Source organism: Streptomyces sp. RLA131, assembly GCF_056270125.1.
Genome location: NZ_JBWDOQ010000002.1, coordinates 3,900,442 through 3,921,187, shown reverse-complemented (window position 1 = coordinate 3,921,187; position 20,746 = coordinate 3,900,442). Strand labels below are relative to the sequence as shown.

Annotated in this window: 20 protein-coding genes; 9 read left to right on the top strand and 11 right to left on the bottom strand. The window is 71.3% G+C overall.

Annotated features, from left to right (window positions below; genetic code table 11):
• Positions 1-97: 97 nt before the first annotated feature.
• Positions 98-445 carry a WhiB family transcriptional regulator gene (locus RWE79_RS18715; RefSeq protein ID WP_475941224.1) on the top strand — a complete coding sequence of 116 codons (348 nt, stop codon included), beginning with the start codon at positions 98-100 and terminating at the stop codon, positions 443-445.
• Here RWE79_RS18715 and bagB read toward each other — a convergent pair.
• Together bagB and bagA are read right to left on the bottom strand one after the other, a co-directional pair.
• Positions 427-1,797, bottom strand: a complete 1,371-nt coding sequence (gene bagB / locus RWE79_RS18710) for an ATPase BagB (protein ID WP_475941223.1) — start codon at positions 1,795-1,797, stop codon at positions 427-429. The two genes, RWE79_RS18715 and bagB, sit on opposite strands and share 19 nt — an antisense overlap.
• On the bottom strand, positions 1,794-2,780 hold the full coding sequence (gene bagA, locus RWE79_RS18705) for an ATPase BagA (RefSeq protein ID WP_475941222.1): 987 nt from the start codon (positions 2,778-2,780) through the stop codon (positions 1,794-1,796). Before bagA ends, bagB begins: the two co-directional genes overlap by 4 nt.
• An 82-nt stretch (positions 2,781-2,862) precedes the next feature.
• Between bagA and RWE79_RS18700 the strand changes: the two genes are divergently transcribed.
• The 4 genes from RWE79_RS18700 (at position 2,863) to RWE79_RS18685 (ending at position 5,299) form a co-directional block, all read left to right on the top strand.
• Positions 2,863-3,024 (top strand): DUF4177 domain-containing protein, encoded by a 162-nt coding sequence (locus tag RWE79_RS18700; RefSeq protein WP_127357531.1) that lies wholly within the window; start codon positions 2,863-2,865, stop codon positions 3,022-3,024.
• On the top strand, positions 3,021-3,485 hold the full coding sequence (locus RWE79_RS18695) for a RidA family protein (RefSeq protein ID WP_475941221.1): 465 nt from the start codon (positions 3,021-3,023) through the stop codon (positions 3,483-3,485). The genes RWE79_RS18700 and RWE79_RS18695 overlap by 4 nt, the downstream gene beginning before the upstream one ends.
• 111 nt (positions 3,486-3,596) lie before the next feature.
• Complete coding sequence (locus tag RWE79_RS18690) at positions 3,597-4,478, top strand: NUDIX hydrolase (protein ID WP_475941220.1); 882 nt, start codon at positions 3,597-3,599, stop codon at positions 4,476-4,478.
• The gene (locus RWE79_RS18685; RefSeq protein ID WP_475941219.1) at positions 4,475-5,299 is read left to right on the top strand and encodes an MBL fold metallo-hydrolase; all 825 of its coding nucleotides are present in this window, start codon (positions 4,475-4,477) and stop codon (positions 5,297-5,299) included. Before RWE79_RS18690 ends, RWE79_RS18685 begins: the two co-directional genes overlap by 4 nt.
• A gap of 73 nt (positions 5,300-5,372) precedes the next feature.
• Here RWE79_RS18685 and RWE79_RS18680 read toward each other — a convergent pair whose 3' ends face one another.
• The gene (locus RWE79_RS18680; protein WP_475941218.1) at positions 5,373-6,047 is read right to left on the bottom strand and encodes a Crp/Fnr family transcriptional regulator; all 675 of its coding nucleotides are present in this window, start codon (positions 6,045-6,047) and stop codon (positions 5,373-5,375) included.
• Positions 6,048-6,278: 231 nt separating this feature from the next.
• Between RWE79_RS18680 and nth the strand changes: the two genes are divergently transcribed.
• From nth to RWE79_RS18665, 3 genes are read left to right on the top strand one after another with little or no spacing between them, the layout of a single operon-like run.
• The gene (gene nth / locus RWE79_RS18675) at positions 6,279-7,088 is read left to right on the top strand and encodes an endonuclease III (RefSeq protein ID WP_475945916.1); all 810 of its coding nucleotides are present in this window, start codon (positions 6,279-6,281) and stop codon (positions 7,086-7,088) included.
• On the top strand, positions 7,085-7,768 hold the full coding sequence (locus RWE79_RS18670; protein WP_475941217.1) for an NUDIX hydrolase: 684 nt from the start codon (positions 7,085-7,087) through the stop codon (positions 7,766-7,768). Before nth ends, RWE79_RS18670 begins: the two co-directional genes overlap by 4 nt.
• A 22-nt stretch (positions 7,769-7,790) precedes the next feature.
• Positions 7,791-8,990, top strand: a complete 1,200-nt coding sequence (locus tag RWE79_RS18665; RefSeq protein ID WP_475941216.1) for a MarP family serine protease — start codon at positions 7,791-7,793, stop codon at positions 8,988-8,990.
• A gap of 164 nt (positions 8,991-9,154) precedes the next feature.
• On the opposite strand, the gene RWE79_RS18660 is transcribed toward RWE79_RS18665, so the two are convergent.
• From RWE79_RS18660 to RWE79_RS18630, 7 genes are all read right to left on the bottom strand, one after another.
• Positions 9,155-9,346, bottom strand: coding sequence for a hypothetical protein (locus RWE79_RS18660; RefSeq protein ID WP_475941215.1), 192 nt, complete (start codon positions 9,344-9,346; stop codon positions 9,155-9,157).
• 130 nt (positions 9,347-9,476) lie between these two features.
• Complete coding sequence (locus RWE79_RS18655; protein ID WP_475941214.1) at positions 9,477-10,427, bottom strand: alpha/beta fold hydrolase; 951 nt, start codon at positions 10,425-10,427, stop codon at positions 9,477-9,479.
• Between the two features lie 13 nt (positions 10,428-10,440).
• Positions 10,441-10,914 carry a phage holin family protein gene (locus tag RWE79_RS18650; protein ID WP_475941213.1) on the bottom strand — a complete coding sequence of 158 codons (474 nt, stop codon included), beginning with the start codon at positions 10,912-10,914 and terminating at the stop codon, positions 10,441-10,443.
• A 119-nt stretch (positions 10,915-11,033) separates the two neighbouring features.
• Positions 11,034-12,431, bottom strand: a complete 1,398-nt coding sequence (gene nhaA / locus RWE79_RS18645) for a Na+/H+ antiporter NhaA (RefSeq protein WP_475941212.1) — start codon at positions 12,429-12,431, stop codon at positions 11,034-11,036.
• Between the two features lie 172 nt (positions 12,432-12,603).
• Positions 12,604-14,559, bottom strand: a complete 1,956-nt coding sequence (acs, locus tag RWE79_RS18640; protein ID WP_475941211.1) for an acetate--CoA ligase — start codon at positions 14,557-14,559, stop codon at positions 12,604-12,606.
• Between the two features lie 195 nt (positions 14,560-14,754).
• Positions 14,755-16,998, bottom strand: a complete 2,244-nt coding sequence (locus RWE79_RS18635) for a SulP family inorganic anion transporter (RefSeq protein ID WP_475941210.1) — start codon at positions 16,996-16,998, stop codon at positions 14,755-14,757.
• A 315-nt stretch (positions 16,999-17,313) separates the two neighbouring features.
• Entirely contained in the window at positions 17,314-18,309 is a 996-nt protein-coding gene (locus RWE79_RS18630) for an ATP-binding protein (protein ID WP_475941209.1), read from the bottom strand.
• Between the two features lie 101 nt (positions 18,310-18,410).
• On the opposite strand from RWE79_RS18630, the gene RWE79_RS18625 reads away from it, so the two are divergent.
• Positions 18,411-19,241 carry a Fic family protein gene (locus tag RWE79_RS18625; protein WP_475941208.1) on the top strand — a complete coding sequence of 277 codons (831 nt, stop codon included), beginning with the start codon at positions 18,411-18,413 and terminating at the stop codon, positions 19,239-19,241.
• A gap of 350 nt (positions 19,242-19,591) precedes the next feature.
• Here RWE79_RS18625 and RWE79_RS18620 read toward each other — a convergent pair whose 3' ends face one another.
• Positions 19,592-20,404, bottom strand: a complete 813-nt coding sequence (locus RWE79_RS18620) for an HAD family hydrolase (RefSeq protein ID WP_475941207.1) — start codon at positions 20,402-20,404, stop codon at positions 19,592-19,594.
• Positions 20,405-20,746: the final 342 nt, after the last annotated feature.

Sequence of the window (20,746 nt, the reverse complement as noted above, 5' to 3'; positions counted from 1 at the left end):
CGCCGTGCCCACCTTCCGTAACGTCCTCAACTGGCGGCGGCGAATATGCCGCTCGCCGCCGTGGGGGAGCCTCGATTCGGGAGAGGACGGCGCCAGCATGAGCAGCTGGGTAACCGACTGGAGCACGCAGGCCGCGTGCCGCACAACGGATCCGGACGAGCTTTTCGTCCAGGGAGCCGCCCAGAACAGGGCCAAGGCGGTGTGCACCGGCTGCCCGGTGCGTACCGAGTGCCTGGCGGACGCCCTCGACAACCGCGTCGAGTTCGGCGTCTGGGGCGGCATGACGGAGCGGGAACGCAGGGCGCTGCTGCGCCGGCGTCCCACGGTCACCTCGTGGCGCGAGCTACTGGAGACCGCGCGCACCGAGTACGAACGCAGCACGGGTGTGCTGCCGTTCGACGAGCTGGGTGATGACGAGTACGGCGACTACGCCGCAGTCGGCTGACCGTGCGCGAGGCGCTCGCCGATCTCGCGCAGGCCCTCCAGGTCGTGCACGTCACCGGGCAGCGCGGCCACGTCCACCATCGGCACCTCCGGGTGCACGGAGACGAACCGGCTGCGGGTGCGGCGCTCGCGCGCGACCAGCTGCATCCGCTCCGCATGCAGCCGCAGCAGACCGGCGGCGAGGCGGTGTGGGTCGGGTACGTCGTGCCCGGGTTCGGTTCCTGATTCGGGAGAGGTCCCGGGTCCGGGGTCGGGAGAGGTGCCGGCGGCCTTGCGGTTGTTACGGACCTGAGCCTTCCCGTCCGGATGATCCACAATGCCACCGCTTTGAAGATTTTCTGCTGATTCGTCGAACTCCCCGCTGGGGAGGGGAGTTGACGGAGTGTCCGCCCGGGGTGGCTCGTTTTCGGCGAGGTCCTCTTCCAGGGCCTCTGCCGCGGCCGTCGCCCGCTCGGCCGTCAGCTGTGCGGCCCCGCTCCCGTGCACACGGTTGAGCACCAGGCCCGCCAGCGGCATGTCCTCGGCCGCCAGCCGTTCCACGAAGTACGAGGCCTCGCGCAGCGCGTCCCGCTCCGGCGCCGCCACCACCAGGAACGCGGTGCCGTTGGCCTGCAGGAGCTTGTACGTGGCGTCCGCCCGCTTGCGGAAGCCGCCGAACATCGAGTCCATGGCCGCCACGAAGGTCTGCACGTCGCTCAACAACTGCGTTCCCACGACCTTGTTGAGGGTGCCGGCCATCATCGACATCCCCATGTTGAGGAACTTCACCCCGGCCCGGCCGCCGACCTTCGCCGGGGCCATCAGCAGCCGGATGAACCGCCCGTCCAGGAAGGACCCGAGGCGCTTGGGGGCGTCCAGGAAGTCCAGCGCGGACCGGCTGGGCGGGGTGTCCACGATGATCAGGTCCCACTCGTCGAGCGCCCGCAGCTGGCCCAGCTTCTCCATGGCCATGTACTCCTGCGTGCCCGCGAACCCCGCCGAAAGCGACTGGTAGAAGGGGTTGTCCAGGATCGCCCGGGCCCGGTCGGGATCGCTGTGCTGAAGCACCACCTCGTCGAAGGTCCGCTTCATGTCCAGCATCATCGCGTGCAGTTCGCCGCCGGCCGACTCGTCGACGCCGGCCACCCGGCGCGGGGTGTTGTCCAGTTCGCTCAGCCCCATGGACTGCGCCAGCCGCCGCGCCGGGTCGATGGTGAGCACCACGGCCTTGCGGCCGCGCTCGGCGGCCCGTACGCCCAGGGCGGCGGCCGTGGTGGTCTTGCCGACGCCGCCCGAGCCGCAGCAGACCAGGATCCGGGTCCGCGGATCGTCGAGCAGGGGGTCGATCGCCAATACCGGACTCTCCAGACTCATGCGACTCCCAGCCCCTGCTTACGTAGATTTTCAGCCAATCTGTAGAGCCCGCCGAGGTCGATTCCGTCCCCCAGCAGCTCCAGTTCGTACGTCGGCAGTCCGAGCGCCGACAGCTCCTCGCGCTCCCGCCCCTCCAGGGCCACCCGCTCGGCGTGCTCATGGGCCTGCGCGAGCAGCGGGTCCACCAGGCGCTCCGCGAGGCCGCCCCGGCGGGCGCCGCCCAGACCGGCCTGCGAGAGGGCCTTGGCGACGGCTGTGCGCTGTCCGTTGGCCGCCGCGCACACCGCCTCGGAGTCCAGGACCACCGGCCGCACCATGTTGATCACCACGCCGCCGACCGGGAGCCCGGCTCCGCGCAGCTCGGCGACGCCGTCCACGGTCTCCTGGACCGGCATCTCCTCCAGCAGCGTCACCAGATGGACCGCGGTCTCCGGCGACTTCATCACCCGCATCACGGCCTGCGCCTGGTTGTATATGGGCCCGATCCTGGCCAGGCCCGCCACCTCGTCGTTGACGTTGAGGAAGCGGGTGATCCGGCCGGTCGGCGGGGCGTCCATCACCACCGCGTCGTACGTCCGCCAGCCCGCCTTGTCCTTGCGGCGGACGGCCTCGCAGGCCTTGCCGGTCAGCAGCACGTCGCGCAGCCCGGGCGCGACGGTCGTCGCGAAGTCGATCGCGCCGAGCTTCTTGAGGGCCCGGCCGGCCCGGCCGAGCTTGTAGAACATGTCGAGGTAGTCCAGCAGCGCCTGCTCCGGATCGATGGCGAGGGCGTGCACCTCGCCTCCGCCCGGTGCGACGGCGATCTTCCGCTCCTCGTACGGCAGCGCCTCCGTCTCGAAGACCTGCGCGATGCCCTGCCGTCCCTCGACCTCGACGAGCAGGATCCGCCTCCCCTCGCCGGCCAGCGCGAGCGCGAGCGCCGCGGCGACCGTGGTCTTCCCTGTCCCGCCCTTACCCGTCACGATATGGAGCCTGATACTCACATCTTCGAGCCTAACCAGTCCGGCACCGCCCTACGCGCGGGGCCGTCCGGCTGATCGACGGGCAGGCACTAAAGTCCCTGTCATGGCTAAGTGGGAATACGCGACCGTGCCGCTGCTTGTGCACGCGACGAAGCAGATTCTGGACACCTGGGGCGAGGACGGCTGGGAGCTGGTCCAGGTCGTGCCCGGGCCCAACAACCCCGAGCAGCTCGTCGCCTACTTCAAGCGCGAGAAGCAGGCATGAGCGCGGTCGAGGCCCGGCTCGCCGAGCTGGGGCTGACCCTGCCGGCGGTCGCCGCCCCGCTCGCGGCGTACGTCCCGGCGGTGCGCTCGGGCCGGTACGTCTTCACGGCGGGCCAGCTTCCGCTGGTCGAGGGCAAGCTGCCGCTGACCGGCAAGGTCGGCGCGGAGGTCACCGCCGAGGAGGCGAAGGAGCTGGCGCGCACGGCGGCGCTCAACGGGCTCGCCGCGGTCAAGTCGGTCGTCGGTGACCTCGATCTGGTCAAGCGGGTCGTCAAGGTCACCGGTTTCGTCGCCTCCGCCCCCGACTTCACCGGGCAGCCCGGCGTCGTCAACGGCGCCAGCGAGCTGCTCGGCGAGGTGCTGGGCGAGGCCGGCATCCACGCGCGCAGCGCGGTGGGCGTCGCGGTGCTCCCGCTGGACGCGCCGGTCGAGATCGAGCTCCAGGTCGAGCTGGCGGAGTAGGGCCGAGCCGCCGGAACCGGGGGAGGGGCCGACCGGGATGAGCCCGACCGGGGCGGCCCTTCACGTGGGGCACCCTCGAACATCCGCGCGCGAGCGCATAGCATCCGCCCCATGACCACCACGAGCGGCCAGTGGTTTCCGGCCAGCTGGCCGGAGCGGATCAGAGCACTGGCGGAAGGCCGTCTGACGCCCGTCGCCCCGCGCCGGGCGGCGACGGTGATGCTGCTGCGCGACACCCCCGCCGGGGCCGGCCCCGCGGTGCACATGCTGCGCAGACGGTCCTCGATGGCCTTCGCCGCGGGGGCGTACGCCTACCCCGGCGGCGGGGTCGACCCGCGCGACGAACGTCCGGTCGGCTGGGCGGGCCCGGATCTGGGGACCTGGGCGGCCGGGCTCGGGGTGGATCCGGCGTCCGCGCAGGCCGTGGTGTGCGCGGCGGTACGGGAGACGTTCGAGGAGTCCGGAGTGCTGCTGGCGGGGCCGGACGAGGCCTCGGTGGTCGAGGACACCACCGCCGACGACTGGGAGGCCGACCGGCGTGCCCTGGTCACCCGGGAGCTGTCCTTCGCCGACTTCCTGGCCCGCCGCTCCCTCGTCCTGCGGTCGGATCTGCTCGGGCCCTGGGCGCGGTGGATCACCCCGGAGTTCGAGGAGCGCCGGTACGACACCTGGTTCTTCGTGGCGCTGCTGCCCGCGGGCCAGCGCACCCGGGACGTGTCCGGCGAGGCGGACCGTACGGAGTGGCTGCGCCCGGCCGACGCGGCCGCCGCCTACGACCGGGGCGAGCTGACCATGATGCCGCCGACCATCGCGACGCTGCGCGCGCTGGCGCCGTACGGTACGGCCGCGGAGGCCCTGGCGGGCGCGCCGGGCCGGGACATGACCCCGGTGCTGGCACGGGCCGACCTCGACGGTGACGGCGGCGAGATCGTACTGAGCTGGCCCGGGCACGCGGAGTTCACCAGGCGCATCGGCCCGGGAGCCGCCGAATGACCGCGGCGATCCTGCCCGGTGCTCCCCGGCCCTCGGTCGGCGGAGCTGCGACGGCCCGCGCGCACTGCGTACTGGCGCCGAATCCCTCGCCCATGACGCTGGACGGCACCAACACCTGGATCGTGAGCGAGCCGGACTCCGAGCTGGCGGTCGTCATCGACCCCGGCCCGCTGGACGAGGCGCACCTCGCCCGGGTCGTCAGCACCGCGGACTCCCTGGGCAAGCGGATCGCCCTGACGCTGCTGACCCACGGCCATCCGGACCACGCCGAGGGCGCCGCCCGTCTCGCCGAGCTGACGCGGACCCATGTACGGTCCCTGGACCCGGAGCTGAGGCTCGGCGACGAGGGGCTGGCGGCGGGCGACACGGTCACCACCGGCGGCCTGGAGCTGCGCGTCGTGCCCACCCCCGGGCACACCGCCGACTCGCTCTCGTTCCATCTGCCCGCCGACGGCGCCGTGCTGACCGGCGACACCGTCCTTGGACGCGGCACCACCCTGGTCGCGCACCCCGACGGCCGGCTCGGCGACTACCTGGACTCGCTGCGCAGGCTCCAGCGCCTCACCATGGACGGCGGCGTCGACACGGTGCTCCCCGGCCACGGCCCGGTGCTGGCGGACGCGCGCGGCGCCGTGGAGTTCTACCTCGCCCATCGCGCGAACCGCCTCGCGCAGGTCGAGACGGCGGTGGAGGCGGGCTGCGCCACCGCGCAGCAGGTCGTCGCCCGTGTCTACGCCGATGTCGACCGGGCGCTGTGGCCGGCCGCCGAGCTGTCGGTGCGGGCGCAGTTGGACTACCTGCGCGAGCACGGGCTGATCTGAGCATGCGCGAGGGGCCCTGCGCCGTCCGTGGACGGCGCAGGGCCCCTCGCGCGTGTATGCGTGCGCGCGGCGGTCAGCGCGACCGCTTCGCCAGCCGCTCCACGTCGAGCAGGATGACCGCGCGGGCCTCCAGCCGCAGCCAGCCACGGCCCGCGAAGTCGGCGAGCGCCTTGTTGACCGTCTCCCGGGAGGCGCCGACGAGCTGGGCGAGCTCCTCCTGGGTGAGGTCGTGGACGACGTGGATGCCTTCCTCGGACTGCACGCCGAAGCGGCGCGACAGGTCGAGCAGGGCCTTGGCGACCCGGCCCGGCACATCGGAGAAGACCAGGTCGGACATGACGTCGTTGGTACGGCGCAGCCGGCGGGCGACCGCCCGCAGCAGCGCCGTGGCGACCTCGGGGCGGGCGTTGAGCCAGGGCTGGAGGTCGCCGTGGCCCAGACCGAGCAGCTTGAGCTCGGTCAGGGCGGTGGCGGTCGCCGTGCGCGGGCCGGGGTCGAAGAGCGACAGCTCACCGATCAGTTCTCCCGGGCCGATGACGGCGAGCATGTTCTCGCGGCCGTCGGGGGAGGTGCGGTGCAGCTTCACCTTGCCCTCGGTGACGACGTACAGCCGGTCCCCGGGGTCGCCCTCGTGGAACAGCGAGTCACCGCGTGCCAGCGTGACCTCCGTCATGGAGGCGCGCAGTTCAGCGGCCTGCTCATCGTCGAGCGCCGCGAAAAGCGGTGCGCGCCGCAGAACGTCGTCCACGTGCTCTCTCCTTGTCGGGCCCATATGCTTTCCGGACCATCATGCCGTACGGCAAAACAGTGCGATCAATCACAAGTCTGTCTTATGTGTGCGCGGGGTTGTCTCCCGGGGGTCCGTTCGGGTGCGGGATCTTGGTGGTCCGGGGCGGATGTCAGTGCCTGGCCTTAGGCTGGCCGGGTGTCCGATACGCCGAGTGCGCAGAAGAAACGGCAGGGCGGTACGGCCGCCCGGGTGAAGGCCGTGCCGGATTCAGCTCTGAGCGAACAGCCCGGGAAGCCCGAGTCGCGTCTCGCCCTGGTGCGCCGGGCGCGGCGGATCAACCGCGAGCTGGCGGAGGCCTATCCGTACGCCCACCCCGAGCTGGACTTCGAGAATCCGTTCCAGCTCCTGGTCGCCACGGTGCTGTCCGCGCAGACCACCGACCTGCGCGTCAACCAGACCACCCCCGCGCTCTTCGCGAAGTATCCGACGCCCGAGGAACTGGCCGCCGCCGACCCGGAGGAGCTGGAGCAGATCATCCGCCCGACCGGCTTCTTCCGGGCCAAGGCGAGATCGCTGCTGGGGCTCTCCGCGGCGCTGCGCGACCGCTTCGGCGGCGAGGTCCCCGGGAGGCTGAGCGACCTGGTCACGCTCCCCGGCGTGGGCCGCAAGACCGCCAACGTGGTGCTGGGCAACGCCTTCGGGGTGCCGGGCATCACCGTCGACACCCACTTCGGGCGGCTGGTGCGCCGCTTCGGATGGACGCGGTCGGAGGATCCGGAGAAGGTCGAGCAGGAGATCGGCGAGCTCTTCCCCAGAAGCGAGTGGACGATGCTGTCGCACCGGTTGATCTTCCACGGCCGCCGCGTCTGCCACTCCCGCCGGCCCGCCTGCGGTGCCTGCCCGGTCGCCCCGCTCTGCCCGGCGTACGGAGAGGGCGAGACCGACCCGGAGAAGGCCGGGAAACTGCTGAAGTACGAACTGGGCGGCGCCCCGGGCCAGCGGCTGAAGCCGCCGCCGGGCTTCCCCGGCAAGGCCGCGCCGCCGCTGGGGGTTGAGTGACAAGAGCACGCGAGACGTACGAGGGCGCGGTGACCGTCACCGCCGACGGTCTGCCCGACTGGCTGCACCCGGTCGCCCGCGCGGCCGACGGCGTACTGCCGGAGCAACTGAGCCGCTTTCTGCCACCGGCGGACGGCGGCCGGGCCTCGGCGGTGCTGATCCTCTTCGGGCAGGGCGCCGACGGTCCCGAACTGCTGCTCATGGAGCGGTCCAGCTCCCTGCGCTCGCACGCCGGGCAGACCTCCTTCCCCGGCGGGGCGCTGGATCCGCAGGACGGCGACCCGGAGCGCGAGGGGCCGTTGCGGGCCGCGCTGCGCGAGGCGGAGGAGGAGACCGGCCTCGATCCGTCCGGTGTGCAGGTCTTCGCGGTGCTGCCCCGGCTCTACATCCCGGTCAGCGGCTTCGTGGTGACACCGGTGCTGGGCTGGTGGCGCAGACCGAGCCCGTTCGGCGCGGTCGATCCCGCCGAGACCGCCCGGGTCTTCACGGTGCCGGTCGCCGATCTCACCGACCCGGCGAACCGGACGTCCGTCGTGCACCCCAGCGGCTACCGGGGACCGGCCTTCGAGGTCGGGGGCGCCCTCGTGTGGGGCTTTACAGCGGGACTGATCGACCGAATCCTGCACTTCGCGGGCTGGGAGCGAAGTTGGGATCGTACAAAGTCCGTCCCGCTGGGATGATCCCCCGTGAGACGGTGTCCGGGTGAACGTGCTGGATGTCGTACTACTGCTCGCCGCCGTGTGGTTCGCGGTCATCGGCTACCGCCAGGGCTTCATCGTCGGCGTCATGTCGGTGATCGGCTTCCTCGGCGGTGGTCTGATCGCGGTCTACCTGCTGCCGGTCCTCTGGGGCGAGGTCACGGGCAACGCCACGCCGGGCACGGTCGCGGTGGTCGCCGCCGTGGTGCTGGTCATCGTCTGCGCCTCGGTCGGTCAGGCGTTCACCACCCACCTGGGCAACAAGGTCCGTACGCACGTCAGCTGGTCGCCGGCGCGCGCGATCGACGCGATCGGCGGCGCGCTGGTGAACGTCGTGGCGATGCTGCTGGTCGCCTGGCTGATCGGTTCGGCACTGGCCACCACCACGCTGCCGACGCTGGGCCGCGAGGTGCGCTCGTCCAAGGTGCTGCTCGGTGTCGCCCGGGTCGTACCGCAGCAGGCCGACACCTGGTTCGCCGACTTCAGTTCGACGCTCGCGCAGAACGGCCTGCCGCAGGTCTTCACGCCCTTCGCCAACGAGCCGATCACCGATGTGCCGGCCCCCGACGAGACGTTGACCACCAGCAGTGTGGTCAGCCAGGCCAGAAAGAGCATCGTCAAGGTGGTCGGCACCGCCTCCAGTTGCGGAAAGATCCTCGAAGGCAGCGGCTTCGTCTTCGCCAAGCACCGCGTCATGACCAATGCGCACGTCGTCGGCGGTGTCGACGAGCCGACCGTCCAGATCGGCGGCGAGGGCCGGCTCTACGACGCCAAGATCGTGCTCTACGACTGGCAGCGCGACATCGCCGTCCTGGACGTCCCCTCGCTCGACGCGCCCGCGCTCCAGTTCAGCGGGACCGACGCCAGGACCCGTGACGACGCCATCGTGGCCGGCTTCCCGGAGAACGGCGCCTTCGACGTCCGGGCCGCCCGCGTGCGCAACCGCATCCCGGCCACCGGCCCCGACATCTACCGGCGCGGCACCGTCAAGCGCGATGTCTACTCGCTCTACACCACGGTCCGCCAGGGCAACTCCGGTGGCCCGCTGCTCACTCCGGAGGGCAAGGTCTACGGAGTCGTCTTCGCCAAGTCCCTCGACGACGCGACAACCGGCTACGCCCTGACGGCCGATGAGGTGGCACCCGACGCGAACATCGGGGCGAAGGCGGTCGGCGAGGTGGACAGCCAGGGCTGCGCGCTCTGACCGACCGATACCCCGACACAGACACCGACCGACACCCCGAAACAGACCCCGACGAGCACCCGCACCTGCACCGACGAGCACCCGGCACCTGCACCGACGGGCATCGGCACGTGCACCGAAACCGCCCCGGCACGTGCCCCGGCGGCGCGGCGGCCCGGCCGCGCCTAGTCGCTGCGCACGTGGCGCAGCCGCGCACCGACCCAGCGGGCGCGGCGCCTCAGGATGAGGGGGATCCCGATGCGGGAGTCCTCCGTACGGTGATCCGGGGTGCCGTTCCCGGGGAAACTCCGGGCGGCCGAGGCCGCTGCGGAGCCGCGATTGCGTGACACGTCACGGTAGTCGTGCGTCCAGCCCATACCGAGCTACGTGCCCGCGCCCCGAGGTCCATAATCTCCCGGGGGTCAATCAATTGGCGTATGCGTCCGGCATTTGGCTGATGGTCATATGAGCGTAACGCGGCTTTGCGCAGCGACACCCAGCCGTTGCCTAGCGGTCCGGCTCGGGGTCCTTGAGCCAGTTGATGAGCTCCGTCGAGAACGCCACCGGGTCCTCCTCGTGCGGGAAGTGCCCCAGTCCGTCGAAGAGCCGCCAGCGGTAGGGCGCCTCCACGTACGCCCCGCTGCCCGCCGCCGAACGCGTGCGCATCACGGGGTCGAGCGAGCCGTGCAGATGCAGCGTCGGCACGCGCAGCGGCCGCTTCATCCGGCGGTTGAACTGAAAACCGTCGAAGCGCGCCAGCGACCGCACCATCCACCGGTACGGCTCGACGGCGCAGTGCGCGGTCGACGGGATGGACATCGCCCGGCGGTAGGTGTCCACCGCCTCGTCTTCCGGCAGCCGGGGGCCGGACCAGTCCCGGATCAGCCGTCCGACCAGCGCGGCGTCGTCCGCGACCAGCTGCCGTTCGGGAATCCACGGCCGCTGGAAGCCCCACACGTACGACCCGGCGGCCGTCTGCCGGTAGTCCCCCAGCATGGCCGCCCGCCAGCGCCTCGGGTGCGGCATCGAGCACACCGCGAGCCGCCGCACCAGCTTCGGCCGCATCACCGCCGCCGTCCAGGCCAGATAGCCGCCCAGGTCATGGCCGACCAGCGCGGCGTCCGGCTCACCGAGCGAACGGATCACGCCGGTGACGTCCAGCGCCAGGTTCGCCGGGTCGTAGCCGCGCGGTGTGCGGTCGCTGCCGCCCACCCCGCGCAGATCCATCGCCACCGCCCGGAAACCGGCCTCGGCGAGCGCGGGCAGCTGCTCCCGCCAGGTCCACCAGAACTGCGGGAAGCCGTGCAGCAGCAGCACCAGCGGCCCGTCGCCCATCTCGGCGATGTGGAAGCGGGCGCCGTTCGCGGCGACATCCCGGTGGGTCCAGGGCCCGTCGATCCGCACGAGCTCGGAGCCCGAGGGCCCCGAGAGACCAGAAGGATGATCAGCGACCGTCATAGCGAGGAGCCTGTCACACCTTTACGTCCACCGTGTTGCCGGACCCGGCCGGCAGGGCGGGGTCCAGCGGGGCCGGACGGGGATGCGGCTTCACGTTCTGCAGCACGGCGGCCGTCTGCTTGGCCGAGGCGATGGACCGTTCCGGCTTCTTGATCTTGTTGAACTTGCCCTTCGCGAAGAGCCCCAGCACCGCGGCCAGCAGCAGAAACGCGACGCCCACGATCAGGAAGGACCAGGCCAGCCCCAGCCCCAGGTTGTGGATCCCGTACGCCGCCGCGAAGCTCAGCACCGGCAGCGCGAACAGGGCCAGCACCCCGGCGGCCGTGATGGCCCCGCCACCGACCGCGCCCCGCTTGACGTCCTCCCGCAGCTCCGCCTTGGCGAGGGCGATCTCCTCGTGCACCAGGGCGGACATCTCCGCCGTGGCCGAGGCGAACAGTTGGCCGAGGCTCCGTCCCTCGGGTCCGGCCTCGTCCGCTGCGCTCATCGCGTCCTCCGTTGGTTGGTCGTGGGTCATGGTGGGCTGTCCCGCGAGCGGTACGTACCCGTGGGCGGTACCCGCCCACGAACGGTACGTACCCGCTACCCCCCGATCATGCCTGACGCTCAGTCGTCGCCGCCCCTGCTGCGCGCCACTTCGGCGAGGCGTCGGTGCTCGGCGGCCTTCGCCTCGTGGATCGCGGCCATGCGGAGGTGATAGGCCGGGTTGTCCTGCTCGTACACGTCCGGGATGCCGTCCAGGTCCTCGTCACGCTCCTCGTCGTCGACGAGACGGCGGTACCGGGAGTTGCGCAGTTTCAGCAGCACGCTCGCGACCACCGCCGCCAGGAGCGAACCGATCAGCACCGCGGCCTTGATCTCCGCGGCCAGTACCGGGTCCTCGTCGAAGGCGAGTTCGCCGATCAGCAGCGACACCGTGAAGCCGATCCCGGCCAGCGACGCCACCGCGAGCACATCCGCCCAGGCCAGGTCCGCATTGAGTTCGGCCCTGGTGAACCGTGCCGTCAGCCAGGTGCCGCCGAACACCCCGACCGTCTTGCCGACCAGCAGGCCCAGCACCACACCCAGGGTCTCGGGCCGGGAGAACACATCGGCCAGCGCGCCCCCCGACACCGCCACCCCGGCCGAGAACAGCGCGAACAGCGGTACCGCCAGCCCGGCCGACAGCGGACGCACCAGATGCTCGATGTGCTCGCCCGGCGACTGCGCCTCGCCCTCCCGCCGGTGACAGCGCAGCATCAGGCCCATCGCCACGCCCGCGATCGTCGCGTGCACCCCGCTGGCGTGCATCAGCGTCCAGTTGGCCAGCGCCAGGGGGACGTAGATGTACCAGCCGTGCACCTCCTTGCGCAGCAGCAGCCAGAACAGGACCAGTCCGGCCAGGGCCAGGCCGAGCGCGGCCAGGTCGATGCTGGAGGTGAAGAAGATCGCGATGATCAGGATGGCGAGAAGGTCGTCCACGACGGCCAGCGTCAGCAGGAAGGCCCGCAGTGCCGAGGGCAGCGAGGTCCCGATCACCGCCAGCACGGCCAGCGCGAACGCGATGTCGGTGGCCGTGGGCACCGCCCAGCCCTGCAACGATCCGCCGCCGGCGGCGTTCACGACCGTGTAGACCAGGGCCGGTACCGCCATCCCGCACACCGCCGCGACCACCGGCAGGGCCGCCGCCGCGGGGCTGCGCAGCTCGCCGGCGACCAGTTCGCGCTTCAGCTCGATTCCGGCGACGAAGAAGAAGACCGCCAGCAGCCCGTCCGCCGCCCAGTGCCCGACGGAAAGGTCCAGCCGCAGCGCGGCCGGCCCGAAGTGGAAGTCGACGGTCGAGGTGTAGGTGTCACCGGCCGGGCTGTTCGCCCAGACCAGCGCCGTCACCGCCGCCAGGAGCAGCAGCATGCCGCCGGTGGTCTCGGTGCGCAGCGCGTCCGCGAGGTAGTTGCGCTCCGGCAGCGAGAGACGGCCGAGGAAGACGGACCGGCGGGGCGGGGGCGGGGGCGGGGGCGCTGTCATCGGAGAGGCCTCCTGGGCGGTGCGGCTGGATACACGTGATCTGTGTGCCGACCGGACTTCCCGGCGCCCCTGATTCTTGTCGCGGCTCCTGCGCGACGTATGGCCGGCTTAGCCGGAACGGGTGAGGGGGCCTCCGGGTTCCGTCCCGCAGGCCCCCTCACCCGTTCCGGGCTCAGTCCTCGCTTGTGGCGGAGGGCAGCTTGCTCTGGATGAGGTCCATGACCGTGGAGTCCGTCAGGGTGGTGACGTCACCCAGTTCGCGGTTCTCGGCGACGTCGCGCAGCAGCCGGCGCATGATCTTCCCGGAGCGGGTCTTGGGCAGTTCGGCCACCGGCAGGATCCGCTTGGGCTTGGCGATGGGGCCGAGGACGGTGGCGACATGCGCACGCAGTTCGTCGACCAGGCCCTCGGTCTCGGAGACGTTGCCGCGCAGGATGACGAAGGCGACGATGGCCTGGCCCGTGGTGGCGTCGGTGGCACCGACGACGGCGGCCTCGGCGACCGAGGGGTGGGAGACGAGGGCGGACTCGACCTCGGTGGTCGAGATGTTGTGTCCGGAGACCAGCATCACGTCGTCCACCCGGCCGAGCAGCCAGATGTCGCCGTCGTCGTCCTTCTTGGCCCCGTCACCGGCGAAGTAGCGGCCCTCGAAACGGGACCAGTAGGTGTCCAGGTAGCGCTGGTCGTCGCCCCAGATCGTCCGGAGCATCGCGGGCCAGGGCTCGGTGAGCACCAGGTACCCGCCGGAGCCGTCGGGCACCTCGTTGGCGTCGTCGTCCACGACGGTCGCGGCGATGCCCGGCAGGGCGCGCTGCGCGGAGCCGGGCTTGGTCTCGGTGACGCCGGGCAGCGGCGAGATCATCATGGCGCCGGTCTCGGTCTGCCACCAGGTGTCGACGATCGGGGTCTTTCCCGCGCCGATGTGCTCGCGGTACCAGATCCACGCCTCGGGGTTGATCGGCTCGCCGACCGAACCCAGCACGCGCAGCGAGGACAGGTCGAACTTCGCGGGGATGTCGTCGCCCCACTTCATGAACGTACGGATGGCCGTCGGCGCGGTGTAGAGGATGGTGACGCCGTACTTCTGCACGATCTCCCAGAAGCGCCCCTGGTGCGGGGTGTCGGGGGTGCCCTCGTACATCACCTGGGTGGCGCCGTTGGCGAGCGGCCCGTAGACGATGTAGGAGTGGCCGGTGACCCAGCCGATGTCGGCGGTGCACCAGTAGACGTCGGTCTCGGGCTTGAGGTCGAAGACGGCGTGGTGGGTGTAGGCCACCTGGGTGAGGTAGCCGCCGGAGGTGTGCAGGATGCCCTTGGGCCTGCCGGTGGTGCCGGAGGTGTACAGGATGAACAGCGGCTGCTCGGCCCCGAAGGCCTGCGGGGTGTGCTCGGCGGACTGCTGTTCCACCGTCTCGTGCCACCACAGGTCGCGGCCCTCGGTCCAGGCGACGTCCTGGCCGGTGCGGCGTACGACCAGCACGTTGCGCACCGAGTCGACGCGCCCCACGGCGTCGTCGACAGCGGGCTTGAGAGCCATTGCCTTGCCGCGCCGCCAGCCGCCGTCGGAGGTGATGACCAGCTTGGCGTCGGCGTCCTCGATACGGGTGGCGAGCGCGTCGGCGGAGAAACCGCCGAAGACCACGGAGTGCGCGGCGCCGATGCGGGCGCAGGCCAGCATGGCCACGACGGCCTCGGGGATCATCGGCAGATAGACCGCCACCCGGTCGCCGGCCTGGACGCCCAGCTCGGTGAGGGCGTTGGCCGCCTTGCAGACCTCGTCCTTCAGCTCGGCGTAGGTGATGGCGCGGCTGTCGCCGGGCTCGCCCTCGAAGTGGATCGCCACCCGGTCGCCCAGGCCGGCCTCGACATGCCGGTCGACGCAGTTGTACGCCACGTTGAGCGTGCCGTCGGCGAACCACTTGGCGAACGGGGGGTTCGACCAGTCCAGCGTCTCGGCCGGCTCGGTCGTCCAGGTCAGCCGTCTCGCCTGCTCCGCCCAGAAGCCCAGCCGGTCCGCCTTGGCCTGCGCATACGCGTCCGCGGTGACATTCGCGGCCGCCGCCAGTTCGGCGGGCGGGGCGAACCGGCGCTCCTCCTTCAGGAGGTTGGCAAGGCTCTCGTTGCTCACAGTGTCTCCTTCGGCATGCTCCCGTGTGTCCCAGGTCATAGCTCATCAGTCGGGGCGGCCCATGACAAGGGCCGCCCGAAATTGGTTTAGACCTGTTCTGTCACAGCGCCGTTCTGCCGCAACGCCCGTACCCGGGGCGGCCGGGTACGGGCGAGGAAACGAGCGGCACGACGACAGGAGACGGACCGCGGTCGTTCACACCGGATCCAGGACCTCCGGCACCTCCGGCCGCACCGCGGTGAAAGTGCTGGACGGCCGGTCCAGGACATAGGCCTGGGCCTCGGCCACATGGAAGTACATGCCGTGCAGCTGGAGGGTGCCCTCGGCCACCCGGCGGGCGACGCAGGGGTGCGCCATGAGGTGGTCGAGCTGCTGCATGACGTTGACCAGGGCGAGGCGTTCCAGGTCGTCGGCGACCGGGCGGTCGGCGAGGGCGACCTCGCCGCGGCCGATCCGGCCGATCCGGCCCAGCCGGGCGAGGGACGGCCGGCCGTGCCGGAGCCAGCGGGCCAGCGGCGTCTGGGCGCCGGGCTCATGGCCGTTGCCACCGAGCAGCGCCTGCATGGCCCCGCAGCCGGAGTGCCCGCAGACGGTGATGCTGCCGACCTTCAGCACATCCACCGCGTACTCCACGGCGGCGGCCACCGAGTCGCAGGACGCGTCGGTGCCGGGTGGCGGCATGAGATTGCCGACATTGCGGACGGTGAAGAGATCTCCGGGGCCGGAGGAGGTGATCATGCTGGTGACCAGGCGGGAGTCCGCGCAGGTCAGGAACAGCTGGGTGGGCCGCTGGCCCTCGGCGGCCAGCCGGGCGAGCTCCTCGCGCACCAGCGGCGCGGTGTTGCGCTGGAAGGCGCTGAGTCCGCCGACGAGCTGGCCCGCGCTGCCGGAGGCGGTGTCCGCGCGCGTGCAGTGATGGTTGCGCCACGGCGTCCAGGGCCGGCAGGCGTGCGCACGGGAGCCGGCCGGTTCGGCGATCGGCTCCCCCGAGCGTCCGGCGAGCGTGGCCCAGCCACCACGCGCACGATGGCTGTCGCACCACGTGCGCAGCGCCTCGTACGCGGCGTGGTCCATGAAGGAGCCGTCCAGCTCGACCACCGCCGTGGCGCCGTACGGGACCTGGGTGAAGGCCTTGGTCAGCTGGGGGACGGCGAGAAAGGTCAACTGGCCGCGGACATGGACGCGATGGGTGCCGTCCTGCTCGGTGACGGTGATCCGGGTCCGGGTGAGGCGGCGCATCTGGAGGAAGACGGAAACCGCGATGCCGGCCGCCACCCCCTGGAGCACCCCGAAGAGCACGACCGTGCCCAGGGTGACGGCGTAGACCGGGAACTCGCGGTGCCGTCGCACATGCCGGATGTGGGCGAAGCTGACCATCTTCACCCCGACCACCATCACCAGCGCGGCCAGCGCGGCCAGCGGGATCAGCTCCAGGATTCCCGCCAGCAGCCCGAAGCACAGCGTCACCCACACACCGTGCAGCACCGTGGCGCGGCGGCTGACCGCGCCGGCCGCGACATTGGCCGAGCCGCGGATCGCACCACCGGCCACCGGCAGCCCGCCGAGCAGCCCCGACACCACGTTCGAGGCACCCTGGCCGAGGAGTTCGCGGTTCAGGGCCGCCCTCTCGGCGGTGTCGCCTCGCGCGCTGCGCAGCTTGTCGACGGCGACGGCGGACAGCAGTGACTCCATGCTGGCCACCAGGGTGACCGTGAGGACGGCGGCGACGATGCCGGGCAACGGCCGGTCGGGCAGGCCGGGCAGGCCGGGCAGTACCAGCGTGTTCCAGGAGGGGAGTTCGGCCCTGGGCAGCGTCATGCCGACCGAGACCGCGGTGGCGACCACGATCGCCCCGAGCGGTGCCGGGACGGTGCGCAGCGCCCGTCCGGCGCGGCCGGGCAGCCGGGGCCAGGACAGGAGTACGACGATGGTGACCGCGCCGATCAGCAGGTCCGCGAGGCCGGGGTGGGCCAACTGCCGTGGCAGTGCCGCGATGTTGTCGAGAGCCGAGGGATCCGGGCTGCCGCCGAGGACCACATGCAGCTGGGCGATGGCGATCGCCACGCCGACACCGGCCAGCATGCCGTGCACGATCGCCGGGCTGACGGCGAGCGCGGCCCGCGCCACGCGCAGCACGCCCAGGGCGAGTTGGACGAGGCCGGCCAGTACCGTGATGGCGCATGTCGTACGCCATCCATAGCGCTGCACCAGCTCGGCGGTCACCACCACCAGGCTGGTGGCGGCCCCGCTGACCTGCAGCGGGGCTCCGCCCAGCAGCCCGGCGACGATGCCTCCGACGGCGGCCGAGACCAGCCCGGCCTGCAGCGGGGCACCGGTCGCCATGGCGATGCCGAGGGACAGCGGTACAGCGATCAGGAAGACCGTGACCGAGGCGGACAGGTCGTGCCGAAGCCGGCCGGGTCCGCCGGCGCGGCTCATTCGGCCTGCCCGGTCAGCCCCTTCTGGTCGGTCTGCCCGGTCTGCCCGGTCCACGTGGTCTGTTCGGTCGGCCTGGCGGGTGCGGTTCGGTGGACGAAGTCGGCGCGGTGGGCGTGGTTGACGCGATCGGCTCATGGGCCCGTCTCCTCCGGGGCGGCGCGGCTGCGTACGGCGCTCGGCTGCGCGTACACGGTCGTGGTCACGGCTGTGCGGCGGGTAACTGGGAGCAATCTCCTCATTACTCTCAAGAGTCAGTAATGGGAGAGTAATGCACAGCTCGGACAAAGCCGGAGGAGCGAGGGACCGTCCGTGCGGCTAACTAGCCCGTACGGGTGAGCCGGTGCGGATCTGCTCGCCGAGCAGGAACGACGGGTCCACCTGGGAGGCCAGGTCGGTGCCGGTGCGCTCGTTGCCCCAGCTCTCGGCGTTCTTCAGATGGAAGTGCACCATCTGGCGGGTGTAGCGCTCCCAGTCCCGCTGCGCGTACGACGCGTCGGCTGCCTCGTGCATGGTGCGCAGCGCGGCGCGATTGGTCTCTTCGAGGCGCGCGAAGAGCGGCGGGCGGCCCTTCTCCATGGCCCGCACCCAGTCGGAGTGGCCGACGGTGACCAGCAGGTCGTCCCCGGTCTCGTCGCGCAGGAAGGCCAGGTCGTCGGGGCCCTGGACCTTGTTGCCGATCACGCGCAGCGCGACCCCGAAGTCGCGGGCGTACTCCTTGTACTGGCGGTAGACGCCGACACCCTTGCGGGTCGGTTCGGCGACCAGGAACGTCATGTCGAAGCGGGTGAACATCCCCGAGGCGAAGGAGTCGCTGCCGGCGGTCATGTCGACCACCACGTACTCGTCGCGGGTGTCCACGAGGTGGTTGAGGCACAACTCGACCGCGCCGACCTTGGAGTGGTAGCAGGCGACGCCGAGATCGGACTCGTTGAACGGGCCGGTGACCATCAGCCGGGCCGCGCCGTCGTCCAGCGGAACCGGGCGTGCGCAGGCGGCGTAGACCGGGTTGTCCTCCGTGACGCGCAGCAGCCGGGAACCGTGACCGGGCGGAGTCGTCTTGATCATGGTGTCGGCCGAGGCGATCCGGGGGTTGGCGCCGCGCAGGTACTCCTTGATCTCCGGTAGGTGCGCGCCCATCGCGGGGAGCGCGCCGGCCTCGTCCTCGTCGACGCCGAGGGCGGGCGCGAGGTGCTGGTTGATGTCGGCGTCGACGGCGAGGACCGGGACGCGGGCGGCGGCGAGGTGACGGATGAAGAGCGAGGACAGCGTGGTCTTGCCGCTGCCGCCCTTCCCAACGAAAGCGATCTTCATGTTCGGTAAGCGTAGTGGTGGCGACGGCCTCCCCGCGCAAGTGCCGTGAGGAAGACCACTCCAAAGGGGGGCGGGCGGGCCGGGTGCGTAGGGTCGTAGGTATGAGTACGACAGACCCGCTCGCCGTCCTCGGCTCACTCCCCGGTGTCGGGGAGTCCGTGGACTCCGTACGGAAGGCCGTGGACCAGGTCTACGGCCACCGAGTGATGCGCCGCCGGTCCGACGAGGTCGCCTCGGAGGCCGCGCTGCGCGGCGCCCGCGGTTCGGCGGCCCTGGCCGGGGCTGACTGGCCGCTGGAGGAGGTGCGGCGCCGCAGTGACTTCGGCGCCGACCCCGACGCGCGTACCGTCGGCGCCGCCCTGCGGCTCACCGCCGAGGCCGGCCAACTCCTCAGTGTGTGGCGTCAGTCGCCGGTGCAGACGCTGGCCAGGCTGCACCTGGTCGCGGCGGGGGGCGTGATGCCCGACGAAACGGTGGGCCGGCCCCGGCTGGCCGGCGAGAAGGCCGAGGAGGAGTCACCGGCGACGGGAACGGCGCTGCCGCTGCCCGAACCGGAGGAGGTCGCCGCCCGCCTCGACGGCCTGGCCGCGCTGCTGCTCGCGGGCAGCGAGGCCCCGGCCCTGGTGGTGGGTGCGGTGGTGCAGGGGGAGCTGCTGGCCCTGCGGCCCTTCGGTTCCTTCAACGGCCTCGTCGCGCGCGCCGCGCAGCGTGTCGTGCTGGTCGGCAGCGGCCTGGACCCCAAGTCCATCTGTCCGGCCGAGGTCGGGCACGCGGAACTGGGGCGTGCGGACTACCTCAAGGCGCTGGACGGCTATGTCTCCGGTACGCCCCAGGGGATGGCGGCGTGGATCGGGCACTGCGGCCGGGCCGTGGAGCTCGGGGTGCGCGAGAGCGTGGCGGTGTGCGAGGCGCTTCAGCGCGGAGCCGCGTGAGGAACGTGGGCAAAGAGTTGCGGCGGCACCTTTGAGGGTGCCGCCGCTGGCATGACTTCCGGGTTACCAAGCGTGCACGATATTTGCCCATCAGGTCGGGGACTTCGCCCGTCACCTGGTGCGGCGGCCCGGTCAGCGGGTCTGCGGCGCGTGGGTACCCGGTAGCCATGCTCGGTCCGTGGGGCCATGCAGTGTGATTGCTGCGGTTCCTTCGGTCTTCCTCTCGGAAAGTCCGTGGTCTCGCGGGCCGTTACCTCATTTCTACAGCGCGGGTGAGGCAAGCGGAACCCCTGGGCCCAGTTATTTACTTTTGGCCACCAACCAGGACATTGCCGATCCTGTGCCGCGGATCAGGATATTGCCGCCCTTCGCCGCCGGGAGGCGTACCAGACGAGGCCCGCCGTGGCCGCGGCGGCGCCGATCGCCGCTGCGGCGAGCACCGGGCGCGGCGGCAGTGACGGCACCCGCTGGTGCAGCCGCACCGGACGGCTGAACGTCAGCACCGGCCACTCGCGGGCGACCGCCTCCTTGCGCAGTGCGCGGTCGGGATTGACGGCGTACGGGTGGCCGACGGTCTCCAGCATCGGGATGTCGGTGACCGAGTCGCTGTAGGCGTAGGAGCGTTCGAGGTCGTATCCCTCCGACTCGGCCAGGGCTGCTATCGCCTCGGCCTTGGCGGGGCCGTAGACGTAGTGCTCGATCTCGCCGGTGTAGCAGCCGTTCTCGGCGACCATCCGGGTGGCGAGGACGTGGTCGGCCCCGAGCATCTCGCCGATCGGCTCGGCGACCTCGGCGCCGGACGCGCTGACGATGACGACGTCACGGCCGGCCAGATGGTGTTCCTCGATGAGGGAGGCGGCCTCGTCGTAGATGATCGGGTCGATCAGGTCGTGCAGGGTCTCGGCGACGATCTCCCGCACCTGCTGCACATTCCAGCCACGACAGAGCTCGGAGAGGTACTTGCGCATCCCCTCCATCTGATCGTGGTCCGCCCCGCCTGCGAGGAAGACGAACTGGGCGTACGCGGTACGCAGGACGGCGCGCCGGTTGATCAGGCCGCCCTGATAGAAGGACCGGCCAAAGGCGAGTGCGCTCGACTTGGCGATGACAGTCTTGTCGAGGTCGAAGAAGGCTGCGGTGCGCGGGGCTGGGTGGTTTTCCACAATCACGAAGCCTAGTCACCCACCATTCGGCGTAAGCTGAGGCGCGTGGGTTTGCCTGAGAGAGGCTTCGGGTACACCATGGAAGTCACGGATCGTTCGCGACCGTGCTAACCCGGTCTGGCTCCTCCCCCCCCGAGTCGGACCGTGGGGACGACCCCCGCTCTCCCCCCCGGCGGGGGTCGTCGCATGTCCGCATGCGTTTCAGGGGGCCCCGGAGCGGCCTTTCCGCTCCCTCCCATGACTTGTGCGCCCGGCATCGTCCGGGCTCTGAACCCTCTCCAGCGACTACTGTGCGTGACATCGTGTAATCAATGCGCTGTTCGAAGTAAGTCGCCAGAACTG

Excerpts from the sequence above, each read along its gene's own strand:
- RWE79_RS18715 (WP_475941224.1), top strand. The coding sequence starts at position 98 with ATGAGCAGCTGGGTAACCGACTGGAGCACGCAGGCCGCGTGCCGCACA.
- bagB (WP_475941223.1), bottom strand. The coding sequence starts at position 1,797 with ATGAGTCTGGAGAGTCCGGTATTGGCGATCGACCCCCTGCTCGACGAT.
- RWE79_RS18700 (WP_127357531.1), top strand. The coding sequence starts at position 2,863 with ATGGCTAAGTGGGAATACGCGACCGTGCCGCTGCTTGTGCACGCGACG.
- RWE79_RS18695 (WP_475941221.1), top strand. The coding sequence starts at position 3,021 with ATGAGCGCGGTCGAGGCCCGGCTCGCCGAGCTGGGGCTGACCCTGCCG.
- RWE79_RS18690 (WP_475941220.1), top strand. The coding sequence starts at position 3,597 with ATGACCACCACGAGCGGCCAGTGGTTTCCGGCCAGCTGGCCGGAGCGG.
- RWE79_RS18685 (WP_475941219.1), top strand. The coding sequence starts at position 4,475 with ATGACCGCGGCGATCCTGCCCGGTGCTCCCCGGCCCTCGGTCGGCGGA.
- RWE79_RS18660 (WP_475941215.1), bottom strand. The coding sequence starts at position 9,346 with ATGGGCTGGACGCACGACTACCGTGACGTGTCACGCAATCGCGGCTCC.
- RWE79_RS18655 (WP_475941214.1), bottom strand. The coding sequence starts at position 10,427 with ATGACGGTCGCTGATCATCCTTCTGGTCTCTCGGGGCCCTCGGGCTCC.
- RWE79_RS18650 (WP_475941213.1), bottom strand. The coding sequence starts at position 10,914 with ATGAGCGCAGCGGACGAGGCCGGACCCGAGGGACGGAGCCTCGGCCAA.
- nhaA (WP_475941212.1), bottom strand. The coding sequence starts at position 12,431 with ATGACAGCGCCCCCGCCCCCGCCCCCGCCCCGCCGGTCCGTCTTCCTC.
- RWE79_RS18635 (WP_475941210.1), bottom strand. The coding sequence starts at position 16,998 with ATGAGCCGCGCCGGCGGACCCGGCCGGCTTCGGCACGACCTGTCCGCC.
- RWE79_RS18630 (WP_475941209.1), bottom strand. The coding sequence starts at position 18,309 with ATGAAGATCGCTTTCGTTGGGAAGGGCGGCAGCGGCAAGACCACGCTG.
- RWE79_RS18625 (WP_475941208.1), top strand. The coding sequence starts at position 18,411 with ATGAGTACGACAGACCCGCTCGCCGTCCTCGGCTCACTCCCCGGTGTC.